Annotated in this window: 15 protein-coding genes and 1 other RNA gene; all 16 read right to left on the reverse strand. The window is 41.2% G+C overall.

Annotated elements, in window-relative coordinates; genetic code table 11:
• Positions 1–9 precede the first annotated feature (9 nt).
• Positions 10–708: a 2,3,4,5-tetrahydropyridine-2,6-dicarboxylate N-acetyltransferase gene (dapD, locus tag A4H00_RS03125; protein ID WP_067087176.1), complete on the reverse strand. Its 699-nt coding sequence runs from the start codon at positions 706–708 to the stop codon at positions 10–12.
• A gap of 69 nt (positions 709–777) precedes the next feature.
• Positions 778–1,497, reverse strand: a complete 720-nt coding sequence (locus A4H00_RS03130; protein ID WP_067087179.1) for a PASTA domain-containing protein — start codon at positions 1,495–1,497, stop codon at positions 778–780.
• Between the two features lie 35 nt (positions 1,498–1,532).
• Complete coding sequence (locus A4H00_RS03135) at positions 1,533–1,838, reverse strand: PASTA domain-containing protein (protein ID WP_067087181.1); 306 nt, start codon at positions 1,836–1,838, stop codon at positions 1,533–1,535.
• Between the two features lie 479 nt (positions 1,839–2,317).
• Positions 2,318–4,288 carry a transketolase gene (tkt, locus tag A4H00_RS03140; RefSeq protein WP_067087183.1) on the reverse strand — a complete coding sequence of 657 codons (1,971 nt, stop codon included), beginning with the start codon at positions 4,286–4,288 and terminating at the stop codon, positions 2,318–2,320.
• A gap of 119 nt (positions 4,289–4,407) precedes the next feature.
• Positions 4,408–5,499 (reverse strand): L-ascorbate 6-phosphate lactonase, encoded by a 1,092-nt coding sequence (gene ulaG, locus A4H00_RS03145; protein ID WP_067087186.1) that lies wholly within the window; start codon positions 5,497–5,499, stop codon positions 4,408–4,410.
• A 170-nt stretch (positions 5,500–5,669) separates the two neighbouring features.
• Positions 5,670–7,361 (reverse strand): BglG family transcription antiterminator, encoded by a 1,692-nt coding sequence (locus tag A4H00_RS03150; protein ID WP_067087189.1) that lies wholly within the window; start codon positions 7,359–7,361, stop codon positions 5,670–5,672.
• 160 nt (positions 7,362–7,521) lie between these two features.
• On the reverse strand, positions 7,522–8,238 hold the full coding sequence (locus tag A4H00_RS03155; protein WP_067087192.1) for an L-ribulose-5-phosphate 4-epimerase: 717 nt from the start codon (positions 8,236–8,238) through the stop codon (positions 7,522–7,524).
• Position 8,239: 1 nt separating this feature from the next.
• Positions 8,240–9,103: an L-ribulose-5-phosphate 3-epimerase gene (locus A4H00_RS03160; RefSeq protein WP_067087194.1), complete on the reverse strand. Its 864-nt coding sequence runs from the start codon at positions 9,101–9,103 to the stop codon at positions 8,240–8,242.
• 3 nt (positions 9,104–9,106) lie between these two features.
• Entirely contained in the window at positions 9,107–9,772 is a 666-nt protein-coding gene (locus tag A4H00_RS03165) for a 3-keto-L-gulonate-6-phosphate decarboxylase UlaD (protein ID WP_067087197.1), read from the reverse strand.
• A gap of 138 nt (positions 9,773–9,910) precedes the next feature.
• Positions 9,911–10,396: a PTS sugar transporter subunit IIA gene (locus A4H00_RS03170; RefSeq protein WP_067091426.1), complete on the reverse strand. Its 486-nt coding sequence runs from the start codon at positions 10,394–10,396 to the stop codon at positions 9,911–9,913.
• An 84-nt stretch (positions 10,397–10,480) separates the two neighbouring features.
• Positions 10,481–10,759, reverse strand: a complete 279-nt coding sequence (locus A4H00_RS03175) for a PTS sugar transporter subunit IIB (RefSeq protein WP_067087200.1) — start codon at positions 10,757–10,759, stop codon at positions 10,481–10,483.
• Positions 10,760–10,883: 124 nt separating this feature from the next.
• Complete coding sequence (locus A4H00_RS03180) at positions 10,884–12,335, reverse strand: PTS ascorbate transporter subunit IIC (protein ID WP_067087203.1); 1,452 nt, start codon at positions 12,333–12,335, stop codon at positions 10,884–10,886.
• A gap of 541 nt (positions 12,336–12,876) precedes the next feature.
• Positions 12,877–14,226, reverse strand: a complete 1,350-nt coding sequence (locus A4H00_RS03185) for a glucose-6-phosphate isomerase (protein WP_067087206.1) — start codon at positions 14,224–14,226, stop codon at positions 12,877–12,879.
• A gap of 140 nt (positions 14,227–14,366) precedes the next feature.
• Positions 14,367–14,464: signal recognition particle sRNA small type (gene ffs, locus A4H00_RS03190), an RNA gene on the reverse strand.
• 215 nt (positions 14,465–14,679) lie between these two features.
• Complete coding sequence (tadA, locus tag A4H00_RS03195; RefSeq protein ID WP_067087209.1) at positions 14,680–15,231, reverse strand: tRNA adenosine(34) deaminase TadA; 552 nt, start codon at positions 15,229–15,231, stop codon at positions 14,680–14,682.
• Between the two features lie 24 nt (positions 15,232–15,255).
• Positions 15,256–16,116: an MFS transporter gene (locus A4H00_RS12150; protein ID WP_237334208.1), complete on the reverse strand. Its 861-nt coding sequence runs from the start codon at positions 16,114–16,116 to the stop codon at positions 15,256–15,258.
• Positions 16,117–16,250: the final 134 nt, after the last annotated feature.

Consider the following 16,250-nt stretch of genomic DNA (forward strand, 5'->3'; position numbering starts at 1 on the left):
GACTATCTCCTAAAGTGTTCGAAGGGCATCTTCCAAGGCTGTTTTTTGTTGGGTTTTTTCATCAATTTCTTTAATAATACGTGCGGGAACTCCTGCCACAACGACATTTTCAGGAACATCTTGCGTAACAATGGCTCCTGCTGCCACAACAGAACCACTACCAATCTGCACGCCTTCAATTACCACAGCGTTCGCACCAACTAAGACATTATCACCCACGCGAACAGGCTCTGCACTAGCAGGCTCAATCACACCAGCTAAGACAGCTCCCGCACCGATGTGGCTGTTTTTCCCAACTGTGGCACGTCCACCAAGAATGGCTCCCATATCAATCATTGTTCCCTCACCAATTTCAGCACCAATATTGATGACAGCCCCCATCATAATAACGGCGTTATCACCAATTGACACTTGATCACGGATAATAGCTCCTGGTTCAATTCGAGCGTTAATGGCACGTTTATCAAGCAAAGGAACAGCTGAATTACGCGCGTCTTGCTCTACTACATAATCTTTATTTTCCCTCAAATGAGCAAGAAGTGGTGTGATATCTTTCCAATCACCGAATAAGACATTCCCAAGTTTTACAACTGTTTCAGGAACTGCAGCTGCCAGTTCTCCCTCAAAAGTTACTTTGACGGTTGTCTTCTTCTCTGCTTGGGCAATAAATTGAATAATTTCTTGGGCATTCATTTTTGTTGCTGTCATGATATCTCCATTTCTCAAATAAATAATTCGCTTTCTATTATACCAAATTTTCAGAATATTTGGAAATAATTATTTTTTCTTTCTTTTCGGAAGCAGTTTTGGCACCTGTTGGACAAATCTTGGAAGACTTAGTGCCTTGCTATTAACAGTCTGAGCTAAGAGTTTGCCAGTTTGTAAACCTTCTTCTGTTAGGTAATACAGTTTGACAAAACTTCCTTTTGCCACACTAGTGACAAGCATATTAGGCTTAGGCTGCATATCTAGAATCAGATTTGCTTGCTGGTGGGCATATTTCGCCTGAGCTTTTAGAGGAATGCCAATGGGTTTTAAACCAATCTTTGTCACATGTTCTTGTGCTTCATCTAAGGACAAGCCAATGAGGTTTGGCAAAGGAATGCTCAAGTCACTAGCTTCAATAATCTCTGGAGTCACATAATACAGTTTTACTAAGGTTCCTGGCTCAAAATTTCCTGACTTTGGAACCATAGCAACTATTTCGTCAGCACGTTTTTTGGCATAGGTTTGCTGAGGTTTGGCAAGAATTTTGCTGACTGTAAAACCTAGACTCTCCAAATGTTCTTGAGCTTCCTCTACATTCATATCTATCAGATTAGGCAGGCGAAGCAAGCGATTTTTCTTCTCATAATTTTGTTCTAAAACCTTGTCTACTAGCGGAACGACAGCATGGACAGCTTCTCCGATAACTCGAGTCGTGTCTGGAATAATATCCAAAATCTTCGCCACCTCACCAATCATTTTTCCATTGACTGGTAATTTCTTTTTCGCCATTTACTACCTCTTTTTCCTAATCTATCTCACCAGTATCAGCGGTGGAAAAAGCCAATTTTCTTGCTCGCTTCTACAACTTCTTCATCCACATAGTAGATCTTAACAAGCCCCTTTTTCTCTACCCAACCTGGACTGTAATCAACGACTTCATTATAGCGTTTCTTGGCATACTTGCGCTCAGGTTTGAGCAAGACTGCGCTGACTCGAAAGCCCATATCTGTCAGGTGTTTCTTAGCTTCAGCCAAATCCAACTCGATAACATTGGGCACTTCTTTTTTACCAATATGGTCAATCCCATTTAGAATAGCACTTCCTGCCAACCATAACCATGATTCCAACATTATCTCGTCCTCTTTCTAACCCTATCTTGCTTCTATTATAGGGCTTTCAGGGTAAACTTGCAAGAAAGAATGCTAGATTTTATCACTGATACTCTTTGAAAATTAGACAAAACCTTGATCAAAAAAGAGGCTGAGACAAAAGTGTCCAGCCCCGATTCCCTTATAGATTTAACAGTTTTACGCATATCAATAGTCAGGGGAGTGACTATTGATACCCAAGCCTAGAGACCCAAAAGCGAGGATTGTCGGGTTTGCAAAACGTTGATAAATCAACATTCTACAAGCCGCGTCAACCTTACGGATATTGACAGTCAGGGGAGTGACTGTCAATACCGAGCTTAGAAACTAGAGAGCGAGGACAGTCCAGTGGACTGTTAATACCTGAGCATAGAAATAGGAAAGCGAAATTGACAAAATCGATTTCTGCGAAATACCGATTTTTGTCTCACTCCCTATCATGCATCTACTGATGATAAATTTTACAATCCTTTAACTGTTTTAACCACATCTTCCACTGTAAAGCCATATTCTTCGATGACTTTGGCTGCTGGTGCAGAAGCTCCAAATGTATCAATACCAAGTACCGCACCATCTAGACCAACATATTTGTACCAGCTTTGAGTGGCACCCATTTCAATGGCTACACGGCGACGGATGGCATTTGGTAGAATTTCTTCCTTATAGGCTACATCTTGCGCGTCAAAGAGTTCTGTCGAAGGCACGCTGACGACACGAACCTTGATACCTTCTGCTGCCAAGGCTTTTGCAGCACTCACTGCCAAGTTGACTTCTGAACCAGAGGCAAGAAGAATGGTATCAAATCCTGCTTCTTCGTAAACAACATAAGCACCTTTTGCCACCTTGTCAAAGTCCGTTCCTTCTTCTACTGTCAGATTTTGACGAGTGAGAACGAGAGCTGAAGGTGTTGATGTGCTCGTCAATGACAAGTACCATGCTGCCTGCGTTTCACGTGCATCGGCTGGACGAAAGACCGTCAAGTTTGGCATCGCACGAAGTCCTGCCAAGTGCTCAACTGGCTCATGCGTTGGACCATCTTCTCCAACTGCAATCGAATCATGGGTAAAGACATAGGTTACTGGAAGTCCTTGAAGGGCTGACAAACGAATCGCTGCCTTCACATAATCCGAGAAGACAAAGAAGGTACCGCCATAAACACGAAGTCCACCGTGTGCTGCCATACCATTCAACACAGTTCCCATCGCAAATTCACGTACACCAAATTGAATATTGCGATTGAGACGATGAGCATCATCTTGCAAGCCATCTTCCTTGATGTAGGTCATATTTGAATGAGCCAAGTCAGCTGAACCACCCAAGAAAGTTGGAAGAACGTTAGCTGCTGCATTAATCGCATCTTGACTTGAATTACGAGTGGCTTGTGAGAAGCCTGCTTCATGTACTGGGAAATCGCTCGGTTTCAACTCTACTGCATCGCGACCTTCAATAATAGCAGTCACTTCTTCTGCCAATTCTGGATAGGCTGCCTTGTAATCCGCTACCAACTGCTCCCATGCTGCGTAGGCTGCTTGACCACGGTCAGCGACTTTTTCCTTGAAATCTGCGTACACTTCTGCTGGAATCTCAAATGGAGCAAGGTTCCAATCCAACGCTTTACGAGTGGCTTCTGCCTCTTCTGCTCCGAGTGGGGCACCATGTACTGCATTTGTCCCCTGTTTATTTGGAGAACCATATCCGATAATCGTTTTCACTTCGATAAGAGCTGGCTTGTCTGCTGCTTTTGCTGTTTCGATTGCCTGATTAATCGCAGCAACATCTGTCCCATCCGTTACAAGATCGGTATGCCAGCCATAGGCTTCATAGCGGGCACGAACATTTTCTGTAAAGGAATCTTTCGTTTCCCCATCTAAGTTAATATCATTTGAATCATAGAGGACAATGAGCTTGTCTAGTTTTTGCAAACCAGCATAAGAAGCCGCTTCGGCAGAGACACCTTCCATCAAGTCACCATCTCCACAAATAACATAGGTATAGTGGTCAAAAAGGTTATATCCTTCTTTATTGTACTTAGCCGCTAGGAAACGCTCTGCTTGGGCAAAACCTGTAGCAGTCGCAATTCCCTGTCCAAGAGGACCCGTCGTAATATCCACCCCAGCAGTATGACCATATTCTGGATGTCCTGGTGTTTTAGAACCCCATTGACGGAAATTCTTGATTTCATCCATGCTTACTTCTTCAAAACCAGATAAGTGAAGAAGGGCATAAAGGAGCATAGAACCGTGTCCTGCTGACAAGACAAAACGGTCACGATTGATCCAGTTTGGCACTTGAGGATTGATTGCTAGTTGATTGGTAAATAGGCTATAAGCCATTGGTGCAGCCCCCATTACTACCCCAGGGTGGCCTGATTTTGATTTTTCAATGGCATCAATACCAAGGAAACGAATCGCATTTACTGATAAGTTTGACATAAGGTTCTCCTTTTCTGTTCTATCTTCTATTATATGAAAAATATCCGCATAACGCAACGGTATGCGGATAATCTAGAAAGGGAATAGCTAACGCATCATTCCCATTTCTTTCTACAATGTTATAACAAGGCCTTAAATTGAATATTAGAATCTTCTAAGAAGCAATCATCAAAGCCACGAGGATGGTGGTATTCAATGCGATCTTGGTCAAGCGGATAGGTGTATTTACCACCTACTTCCCAGATGAATGGATGGAATTGGTATTGCAACCGTTCTTTTCGCATTTTCCACAAGGCCAAAATTTCATCCGTTGAAGCCATAAAATTAGACCAAATATCATAGTGAACAGGGATAATGACCTTGGCACGAAGATTTTCAGCCATGCGAAGTAGGTCAATAGACGTCATCTTATCTTGGATCCCCAATGGATTTTCACCATAATTGTTCAAAGCAACGTCAATCTTGAAATCGCGACCATGTTTTGCAAAGTAATTAGAGAAATGAGAATCCGCTCCGTGGTATACGGTTCCGCCTGGAGTTTCAAAGACATAGTTCACTGCCTTGCGCGCCATTTCTTCATCTGTCACAGCAAGTCCTGCTAATTCACCATCCTGAGCATCCGCCCCTTCTACCGGAAGCGTTACTAGACAGGTCCGGTCAAACGACTCAACTGCATGTACCTTCATGTCTTTAATTTCAAAACTATCACCTGGTTTTACGATGATAATACGTTCTTCTGGTACTCCCCATTTCTTCCAAATTTCACCACATTCATACGGTCCAACAAATTTCACATGGTCCAATTTAGGATTATTCACAATCGCTGCTGCTGTATTGATATCGATATGATCGCTATGAAAATGAGAAACAAGATAATAATCTAGCTCATTGATGGCAAATGGATCAATGACCATTGGTTGTACACGAAGATTTGGCTGAAGTTTACGAACCCCTGCCATATTGGCCATTTGGTGCCCACGTACCATGTCCTTCACTTTTTTGGTGGATTTCCCGCGTGCTGACCAGAGGTCCATGACAATATTAGCCCCTCCTGGTGTTTTGAACCAAATCCCACAATTTCCTAGCCACCACATTGCGAAATTTCCTTCTGGAACAATTTCTTCCTCAATTTCTTCATTGAGCCATGTTCCCCATTCTGGGAAAGTGCTTAAAATCCATGATTCCCTTGTAATTTCATTGACCTTCGCCATAATCATTCCTCCTATTAGGCTTCTTTATAGCTTCAGTATAACGCTTTCATCTATCCAAAAAAAGACCAAATAAAACACAGAGCTGTGTTCAGTTTTGGACTGTCTTTTCAAGTCAAGTATGGTCCCAACCTGCATAATCTAAAAAAGCTGGGGCATTCCCCAGTTCTCCGTCAATATAAATCTTTTAAATGACTGTCTTCAATTCTAGCTAAAAGGAGATCATCTTGGATCAATTCTTGAATTTTGACCAAGGCTTCTTGCACCTCGCACTTCTTTGGTATGTAACGAGAAAGGAGCTGCTCTAAATGCGGTTGAAACTGCCGACTTGTTTCCTTCATTGTATGGTAGGTTAAAAAGTGATTGATTTTCATCACATCTTCATAGGTCAAAACAGGATTGACTTGTAAGACTGGAAAAGAAGAACGTAAGTTGTCACTCGTTGAGATCAGCAAATCCATGTCCAAAATATCCTCTACACTGTGAAATTGCTCAGTTGTAAAGACTGCCTTGATACTGTCTACTGGAAGGTAGGATTGACATTGTTTGTACAATAATTTTTGGACACCAACCCCTTCGTCACATACCAGATAAATTTCTTGCACTGCTGCACTCTGAATATGCTTATTTTTTAAAGCTCCTCCAATATGAATCGTAAAATAGGCAAGGTCATCATCATTTAGCTGAACACCCCACTCTTTTTCTACTGTGTCAGTGGCAACCACCTTCACTGTTGCAAATAAGTCCTTATACTTTTGCTTGATTTGTCTAGTGAGTGGATTACGCGATAAAATGCCGTAGGTCTTCCGAAAGCGTAGGGCTTTTGCATGCATGATGAGGTTGCGCATGAGCAATTCACGGTTATCAATTTCAAAAACAGAGCACCGCAAAAATGCATCGACAAACCGCTCCAACGTTGCCTTGATATCCGCAAAATCTTGACTATTGGTATGAATATCCTTGTCCTTTCGATAAGACAAAAGAAGCATGGCAATCAACGAAATTTCGATTTCATCTAACTTGACTCCAAATTGCTCTGCTAGCGAAGAAGCCAAATGATGGGCAGCTGTATACTCAATGCGCTTGCGAATAAGAATAAATTCACGTTCAATTTCATGCTGCTCGCTAGGTTTTAAAACCATATTGCGGTATCCCAAAAGTAGATAAGGCAAGACTTTTAGCATAAACTCGATTTCATAATGATTAATTTTCTTGCCTAAGTCAATTTCCAACTGATTGACCTGTTCTGCTAAGAAAGTGACAATCTCTGGAGCAAAGAGCAATTCACACCCTTCAAAATAGGGAACTTTCTCATGTAAAACGGTTAGGAAGCCTTCATTTGGATTGGAAAAAACTTCATAGAGAAGGGAATGGATATATTGGATTTTATTAAGCGGGTGACATTTGAAGAAATAGCCTTCCGATTTGGTTGCATAGAGATACACCTTAAATTGTTCCGTCGTTAATTGGGCACGAATTTCACTTAAATCATTTAAGACGGTATTGCGCGAGACATCGGTCAAGGCCATGAGTTTGTCAATCGTCACACGCTCTGAGGTGATGGCAATATAGATGGTCATTAACTGAATCCGCTCTTCCATACTCATGACATAATGGTAGGAATCTACACTTCCAAGCAAGGTCTGACACGCCACCTTTTGCGTTTCATTTAATAAAATACCAACTCTAGGCAGACTCACAATCGGCTCAACGTTACTAGGAAGAGAGTCATTGATTTTCTCGAGGTGATAGTACACTTTTCTTCTGGATTGACCCATGGTACGCGAAATAGTCATGACTGTTTGCGAACTGGTCAATCCCATTAAATAAGTGAGCAATTCTACACTGCTTTTATCCAGCAACATCTGCCTCGCCTCCTTTGAGTAGTATAACTATTTTAACATATTTTATGTGTAAAAACAATTTTTTATAAGGTTCTCTGATACTATTTCTCATGTAAAAAGAAGAAGGGAAAGGCAGTCTATCTGCTTGCTCTCCCTCTTATTTATCCTGTTCAACTAGGTGTTAATGCGTTGCTCCCTTTTGACCATAATAGGCATTTGGACCATGCTTTCTGAGATAATGTTTATCCATAATATAAGCAGGAGCTGCTTCCACACGAGGATTAATCTGCTCTGTGAAACGATCCATTTTTGCCACTTCTTCTAATACGACCGAATGGTAAACAGCCTGCGCTGGATCTTTTCCCCACGTAAAAGGACCATGATTGCGCACAACAATCCCAGGTACGGCTACCGGATCAATGCCGCGTGTCGCAAAGGTTTCAATGATGACACTTCCAGTCTCTTTCTCATATGCTGTATTTACTTCATCAGCAGTCAATGAGCGAGCGCAAGGAATAGGACCATAAAAATAATCCGCATGCGTTGTCCCATAAAAAGGAATATCACGGCCAGCCTGCGCCCAACCAACTGCCTCTGTCGAATGAGTGTGGACAACCGCACCGATTTCAGGCCAAGCCTTATAGAGGGCTACATGGGTTGCAAGGTCAGAAGAAGGGTTGAGAGTACCCTCAACAACATTTCCGTCCAGATCTGTCACTACCATATTCTCAGGACTTAACTTGTCATAATCCACACCCGATGGTTTAATGACAATCCGTTCCAATTCACGACAGACCTCTGAAACATTTCCCCACGTAAACTTAACCAAACCATGCTTAGGTAGAGCAATATTTGCTTCATAAACTCGCTGACGCATTTCTTCTAATGATTTTGGCATACTAACGTAACCCCGCTTTCTCCATCAATGGGTAAAGAAAATCTTGTGCTTCTTTAATAGCTGCACGCGTTTCTTCCACCGTTGCACAATTTTCAGACCACATTTCGATTAAAAACGGCCCTTGGTAATTGGTTTTCTTTAAAACAGCAAAGGTGTTTTCCCAATCAACACAGCCTTGACCAAATGGCACATCACGAAACTGCCCCTTAGAAGTCTCAGTCACCGCATAAGTATCCTTCAGATGAAGCGCCGCAATCGCTTTGTGACCAACGACAAATTCACTATATAGGTCATTATGCCAAGCAGAAAGATTTCCCGTATCTGGATAGACAAAAAGATAAGGGGAGTTGACTTCTTTTGCAATTGCCAAGTATTTTTCAATACTATTGATAAATGGATCATCCATGATTTCAATCGCTAGCATGACCTGAGCCTGTTCTGCCCAATCACAAGCCTGACGTAAATTTCTCAAAAACCGCTCACGGGTTTCTGGTGATTTTTCTTCATAATACACATCATAGCCTGCCAGTTGAATGACCCGTACACCCAAATCCTGTGCTAATTCAATACATTTTTTCATGGTTTCAAGTGACTTGGCTTCAAGGACAGGATCGTTTGACCCCAGCGGATAGCGACGATGACCTGAAAAGCAGATTGTCGGAATGCGGATGCCTGTTTGATAAATTGCCTGAACAAGCTCCAAACGTTCCTCCTTGGTCCAATCAAGACGAGCCAAGCGGGCATCACTTTCATCTACTGACATCTCTACAAAATCAAAGCCGAGGTCTTTTGCAAACGCTAAGCGCTCTAGCCAACTAAAGTGTTTAGGCGTCGCCTTTTCATAAATTCCAATCGGTCTAGCCATAGTCTACCCCCAAATACGGCGGATTTCATCTTTAAAGGCACGTGCTGCAGCGGCTGGATTCTCTGCCTCTGTAATCCCTCGACCGGCGATAAAGGTAAAGACATCCACTCCCTCAAAAAGTTTCAAGGTATCAACGTCAAGTCCTCCTGTGACGGACACACGAAAGCCCATATCAATCAATTTTTTCACCTTGGTCAAATCCTTTTCACCCCATGTTTCCCCTGCAAGAAGGGCATCACGCGATTGGTGGTAAATAGCTTGAGAAATCCCAGCATCAAGCCACATTTGAGCCTGATCATAGGTCCAATCACCATACAGTTCCACTTGGATTTCACCTTTATCACCACGAACTTCTTGAATGGCTTTCAAGGCTGCTTTCATGGTTGGAATGGTCGCTGAGCAAATACAAGTCATCCAATCTGCACCGCGTACGGCATTGTTTTTGGCAACGGTACCACCTGCATCTGCACATTTGGTATCTGCCACGATGATTTTATCAGGAAAAAGGCTCCGAAGCACTTCAACCAGTTCACTACCGACTTGTAGTAAACAAACTGTCCCTGCCTCAATCACATCTACCTCATGGCCAACAGACACGGCTGCCTTAATCGCCCCCTGCAAATCTGAATGATCTAGAGCAACTTGTAAATTTGGAATATGTTTTGTCATACGAATCTCTTTTCTATGTTTTTGTTTTGTTTTTTCTACAGTTATTCCTCTTCATTTTAAGGCGAATTCATAACGCTATAAAATAAAAAGTTCAGAACTTGATTCAGCTTCCATTTCAATTCGAGCTAATAACTCATATCATGATTCAAGGTCAAGTCCTTCAAGATATGGGCTATTCTTGGACTCTTCCACCATTGCAAGAACTTCTGCTTCTGACTGGCAAGAAACCAAACGCTCGATTGAATTTTCTAACTCAAAGAGAGCAATAATTTGCGGAATAGCAACAGAAGTATGAATCGCAGAGCTTGTCGCAGCAAGTGTCAACAGCACACTCACTTCTTTTCCATCTGGAAAAACGACTGGCTTTGTCAAGGTGATAAAGGCAAACGCATCACGCATCACACCTGCTTCTGGACGTGCATGGGGCATCGCCATGCCTGGCATCAAGATATAGTAAGGACCGTATTCCTTTGTCGAATCAATGATTGCGTGGTAATATTCCTCTTTAACTGCTCCACTTTCAATCAATGGTTCAACAGCCAAGCGCACTGCTTCTTCCCAATTTTCTGCTGTCAAGCCTAGACGGATAGAATTATTTTCTGTAAAGGCTTTTTTCAAATTCATTTGATCTTCCCCTTCTTTTTCTATGAAAGAAGCTGGAATCACCCTCCCAGCCTCTTTAAAACGCAATCGTCTACTCCAATAGGATTATAGAACTTCCTGTAATTTTGTTTTAATCTCATTATCATCCATGAGATTGTCTAGTCCCACTAATTTTCCTTTAGTGCGCCCTTCCAATTCATTAATCAAATGAACTGAGGCAATCACAATGTCATAACCAGCTGCAAGACCTTTTGCTTCGCCAACACTACATGAATTGACCGTAAAATCACTTTGACCAAGATTACGCAGAGCATTTTCTACTTTCATCTTAATTACCATAGATGAACCCATGCCATTTCCACAGGCTGTTAGTACTTTCACCATATTCTTTTCCTTTCATTTATACCAATGGGAAACTCCCACTCGTATAAATCCTTTCTGTCATTCTATTTTAGATTTATTTTCTACTTAGTCACCAACATCAAAAGGTGACCGTTGAGGAATATCTTTATTCTTGAGCTTCCCCACGATAGTAAGCCTCTTTGTCTTTTGCTTTAGCAAATTGGAGTTGTGGAATAGCAAGGAAGAACAAACATACCAAGACATAACCAATAATACCAAGATATTTGAAGAGATAGCCAAATCCTAGCCATGGGAATTCAAAGTCGATATTACCATGGTAACCGCCATAAGCTGCCAAATCAAGTAGGGCAACACAGGCAGCACCGAGAGCCACTTGAAGCACACCTGAGATAAAGGATAGGATAACTGCTGCTTTCCAGCCTCCTCGCTTATCTGCATAAACCGCAATCGCCGCATTGTCAAAGAATACTGGGACGAAACCGGTGATAATCAAAACTGGATTTTTAAAGACAATTAAGAGAACAATCGTGATAAGTTGTCCAATCAAACCAAAAGCAAACCCTGACAACACCGCATTTGGAGAACCAAATCCATAAGAAGCCGCAACGTCCACTGCTGGGAATGACCCTGGAAGGAGTTTGCTTGAAATCCCTTGGAAGGCATTGGTCAATTCTGTTACGAACATCCGCACCCCTTGCATCAAGATAAAGAGGTAAACAGAGAAGGTAAAGGCTGTTTGGATAATATACATGTAGAAATCTTGTTTAGCTGGATTAAATGGTGCACCTGAGGTAATAACTTCCTTGTTAGACATGACATCTGGACCCAAGACTAAGAGAATCGCACCAAAGAAGACGAGCATCAAAGTTGCAGAGGCAACAACTGTATCATGGAAGATAGACAAGAATTTTGGCAATTTCAAGTTATCCAAGTTTTCTTCTTTATTACCAAGTTTTCCAGCAACTTTATCCACAAACCAAATCGCAAATTGTTGTTGGTGACCGATAGCAAATCCTCCACCACCTGTCAAGCGTTGCGTTGCTTCAACCGTCATATTTGAACTGACTGCCCAGTAAAGACCACAGATGACACCGATTGCCGTAATGCCATACCCATTTCTCAACTGAGGAATGAGGAAAAGCACCATAAGCGAGATAGTCGCTGCCTGTTGCACCATGATATGACCAGTGATAAACAAGGTCCGAACCTTCGTGATCTTACGAAAAGCAACAAGCAAGATGTTCACTCCGAAACCAATCAATAAAGCTGTTGTTGCTGCTTTGACAAAGTCAGGAAACATTTCTTGAATCTTAGTATTAGCTGCCGCCAAGCCAAAGTAAGGGTCAATAACGGCCGCACCAATATTGAATTTGAAATTAAGAGCCGCAAGGATTGGCCGGAAGGTTGTCACCAAGCCCCCTGCTGCTACGTTCAAAATCATATACCCTACGGTTGCTTTCACAAAACCTGAAAATACTTCATGCCCCGGCTTTTTCAAGAGAGCATATCCTAAAAGGACTAAGAGTCCGACAAAGAAGGCTGGATTCTGCAAAATATTTTGCGAGAACCAATTGAGAATGTTTTTCAAAATCTCCATTCTATTTACCCCATTTCTTTTTGTTTTTTGTTTTCCTAGTTTCATTATAGAACTTGTAAACGCATACAAAAAGACCAAATAAAACACAGGCTTGTGTTCACATTTGGACTGTATTTTTTATTTATGAAAGAAAAATAATGAGACTGAGACAACAGTGTCTAGCCTTGCTTCTTTTATAGCTTTAACCATTTGACTTCTATCAATAATCAGGGGAGTGACGATTGATACTTGAGCCTAGTAATCCGAAACCGAGGATAGTTTGGTTTGTAAAATATTGATAAATCAACATTCTAGTAGAAGAGAGGCTAGCGAGCATTTCTTCGCTAGCTCTATTTCCAACCTTTCGCAATTCTTAATTGCAAGGAGCGAGCTACGCTCGTTCTATTTCCAGCCTTTCACAATTCTCAATTGTGAAAGCTAGTCAACTTGCGGGGGTGGGAGTAGTGGATTCGTTTAGCCCGAACCTAAAAATAAAGGAGTGAGGACAATCGATTTCTTCAGAATCACGATTGAGTCCCACTCCCACTAAAGAAAGTTTGAATTATAATCGAGCGTTCAATTCTGCTCCAAGTTCTTCAAAGCCTGGTTTACCAAGAAGAGCAAACATGTTTTTCTTGTAGGCTTCTACCCCTGGTTGGTCAAATGGATTTACACCATTGAGGTAACCTGAAAGGGCAATCGCAAGTTCAAAGAAGTAGATTGTGTAGCCAAGTGTAAACGCATCTTGTTGTGGAAGCGTCACAAACATATTTGGCACGCCACCGTCTGTATGGGCAAGAAGAACACCGTCTGTTGCTTTTTTGTTGACAAAGTCAACATCTTTTCCTTGAAGGTAGCCAAGACCATCCAAATCTTCTGCCATTTCTGGAATCAAGATATTTTTTCTTGGTTTGTCAACACGAATCACTGTTTCAAAGAGATTACGGTAGCCTTCTTGGATAAATTGACCCAGCGAGTGCAAGTCAGTTGAGAAGTTAGCTGACGTTGGATAAATCCCTTTTTGGTCTTTCCCTTCTGATTCACCAGCCAATTGTTTCCACCATTCGCTAAAGTATTGAAGAGAAGGTTCATAGTTGGCCAAGATTTCAGTCACATAGCCTTTTCTGTAAAGGATGTTACGCACAACTGCATATTGGTAAGCTTCATTTTCTGCAATCTTATCAGAAGCGTAGTCCTTACGAGCTGCATTTGCACCTTCCATAAGAGCTGTAATATCCGCTCCTGAAGCTGCAATTGGAAGCAAACCTACAGCTGTTAAGACAGAGAAACGCCCGCCAACATTATCTGGAACAACAAATGTTTCCCAACCATTTGCGTCAGCTTCTACTTTGACTGCCCCACGCTCACGGTCAGTTGTTGCATAAATCCGTTTGTTAGCTTCTTCTTGACCGTATTTGTTCACGAGCAATTCTTTGAAGACACGGAAGGCAATCGCTGGCTCAGTCGTCGTACCTGATTTTGAGATAACATTCACTGAGAAATCTTTATCTGCCACATAGTCTACCAAATCAGCCAAGTAGCTAGATGAAATTGAATTTCCTGCGTACAAGATTTGTGGCGCTTTGCGCTCATCTTTTGTTTGCAAGTTGACAAAAGAAGTGTTCAAGAAATCAATCGCAGCTTTTGCACCGAGGTAAGAACCACCGATTCCGATTACAACCAAAACATCGCTATCTGACTGGATTTTTGCAGCTGCTTCTTTAATACGAGCAAATTCTTCCTTGTCATAGTTTTCTGGTAAATCAAGCCAGCCAAGCATTTCAGCTCCTGCTCCAGTACCATTACGCAAGTCTGCATCAAGTGCAGTTACTTGGCTTTGTAAAAAGTCGATTTCCGTTGGAGCAACGAATTGTCCTAGAACTTTTGAATAATCAAATTGGATATGTGCCATTGTAAATCCTCCATTTTTTCTACATACCTAATGATAACGCTTTATCGGGAATTTTTCAAGGAAATTCTTGATTTTCATTCATTTTCATAAAATGTAACTTATATTTTCTAAAAATATGAAAAGCGAAGTCCTCCTCATTCTGTTAAAAACAGAAAAGAGCACACACCTGACATCGCTTAGGGCTGCTGGATTCCTCCCCTGACCCACTTCACGCACAAGTGTTGCTCCACTTATTATTATACCATAAATTTGAAATCGTGCAACTATTTTCAATCGTCCGTCAGGACAAACGCATGAAAAATTGCACCTATCCTAATTTTTGATAAGTGCCATTTTTAAAACCATTTCATAACTTTTTGAAGGAAATAGTAAATTTTCTCTCATTAACAACTTAAGTATACTATAATTTTTCTAAATACTAACACCAACAATTGAAAATAGGATTTATGAAAACTATGCTTTCTTCATGAGTTTGTCGTGATCGACCGTATATTCTTGAAACTGCTGAAGCTGCTTAAGAGCTTTCTTTTTCTCACGTCCTTGACGGAAAAACGCCTGCATCATCTTAGCGCACTCATCTTCTAAAACACCTGTTTCGACGGCAACACGATGATTCAGACGCTCGTCTTGCAAAATATCATAGAGGCTGCCTGCGGCACCAAATTTCTGATTCGGCGCACCATAGATGACCTGCGGAATCCGTGCGAGGCCAATCGCACCACTACACATGACACAGGGCTCAATGGTCACAAAGAGTGTTGTATCGAGCAAACGCCAATTTTTTTCTTGCCGATTGGCTTCTTGAATAGCCATAATCTCTGCATGTAAGATTGCCTGATTTCGCTCCTCACGCGCATTGTGCCCTCTACCGATAATGGCCCCGTCTTTGACAATGACACATCCAATCGGAATCTCGTCTTTTGCTAAGGAACGCTCTGCTTCTTTCAAAGCCTCCCGCATGAAATACTCTTTTTCTTCTTGACTATAGCTGTTTTTGATGTCCATGTCTGTATTATACTAAAATTAACCCTAATAATCTTTCGTGAACTTCCAAAATAGTAAAACCACACCAAATAATACTGTCAAGATGTTAAACGCAATCCCCATAACAACAATGTTTTGATACACTAAAGGAAGCGCCATAAATAGAATACCAAACAAGGCATAACTCGTCCGTATCATGCTGGAAATCCCTGCTAAACTCTCTGGTTTATAAGAATGAATAACCAATTTTTCAAAAAAGTTTCCTGAAATACCTATGATAACAAACGCAATAAAATAAAGGCTTAATTTTATCAGCGGAGCATTTAATATAAAAACTCCCAGCAAACATAAACCGGATAGAATGTAGTCAATACAGAAAAAATTTGTCGGCAACATTTTTATATACGGAGCTATCATAGCTCCACAAAAATCCGCTCCTTTTTGAACTGCCAGAACCAAGCCAAGCCATTTAATATCTACATCAATTAAAATTAAATATAATGGTAGCAAGGTTAATAAAAGATCCGTCGCTCCACTTAGAAAAGCCTCACACAGTATAACAAAAGATGTTTTTTTAGCGGAGAAAAACCCTCTAAATGTATCCGATAAAGAAGCGAGATAAGCACCATCTTCTTCTTCTGTCTCAACAGGTGTTTTCATCAAATTTAGTTTATAAATAAAAAATAGTCCCGAAATAAAAATTGGAACACTCAATTTTAACACAAATTGGTATGAAACAATGCCTAGTAAAACAGAGGCAACAAAATTCGAGATAATATCTAAAACATTTCCAGCTAGATACTGGATATCAATTGATTTGTCAATCAACTCATCCTGATATTCTAATGCAATCGGAACGATACTTAGCTGAAGCGCACTGACAATTGTATTTACCGTATGAAACAAGATATTCAACAGATACACATAAATCAGTCTAAGCCTATACTGAAAAACAACAATCCGAAAGTTCTAAAATGAAGTTAGCCACTCAATGGTATGAAAAAACATCTCAGAGAGATATAATTGTAATCACCACAACA

Source organism: Streptococcus marmotae, from assembly GCF_001623565.1.
GTDB lineage: Bacteria > Bacillota > Bacilli > Lactobacillales > Streptococcaceae > Streptococcus > Streptococcus marmotae.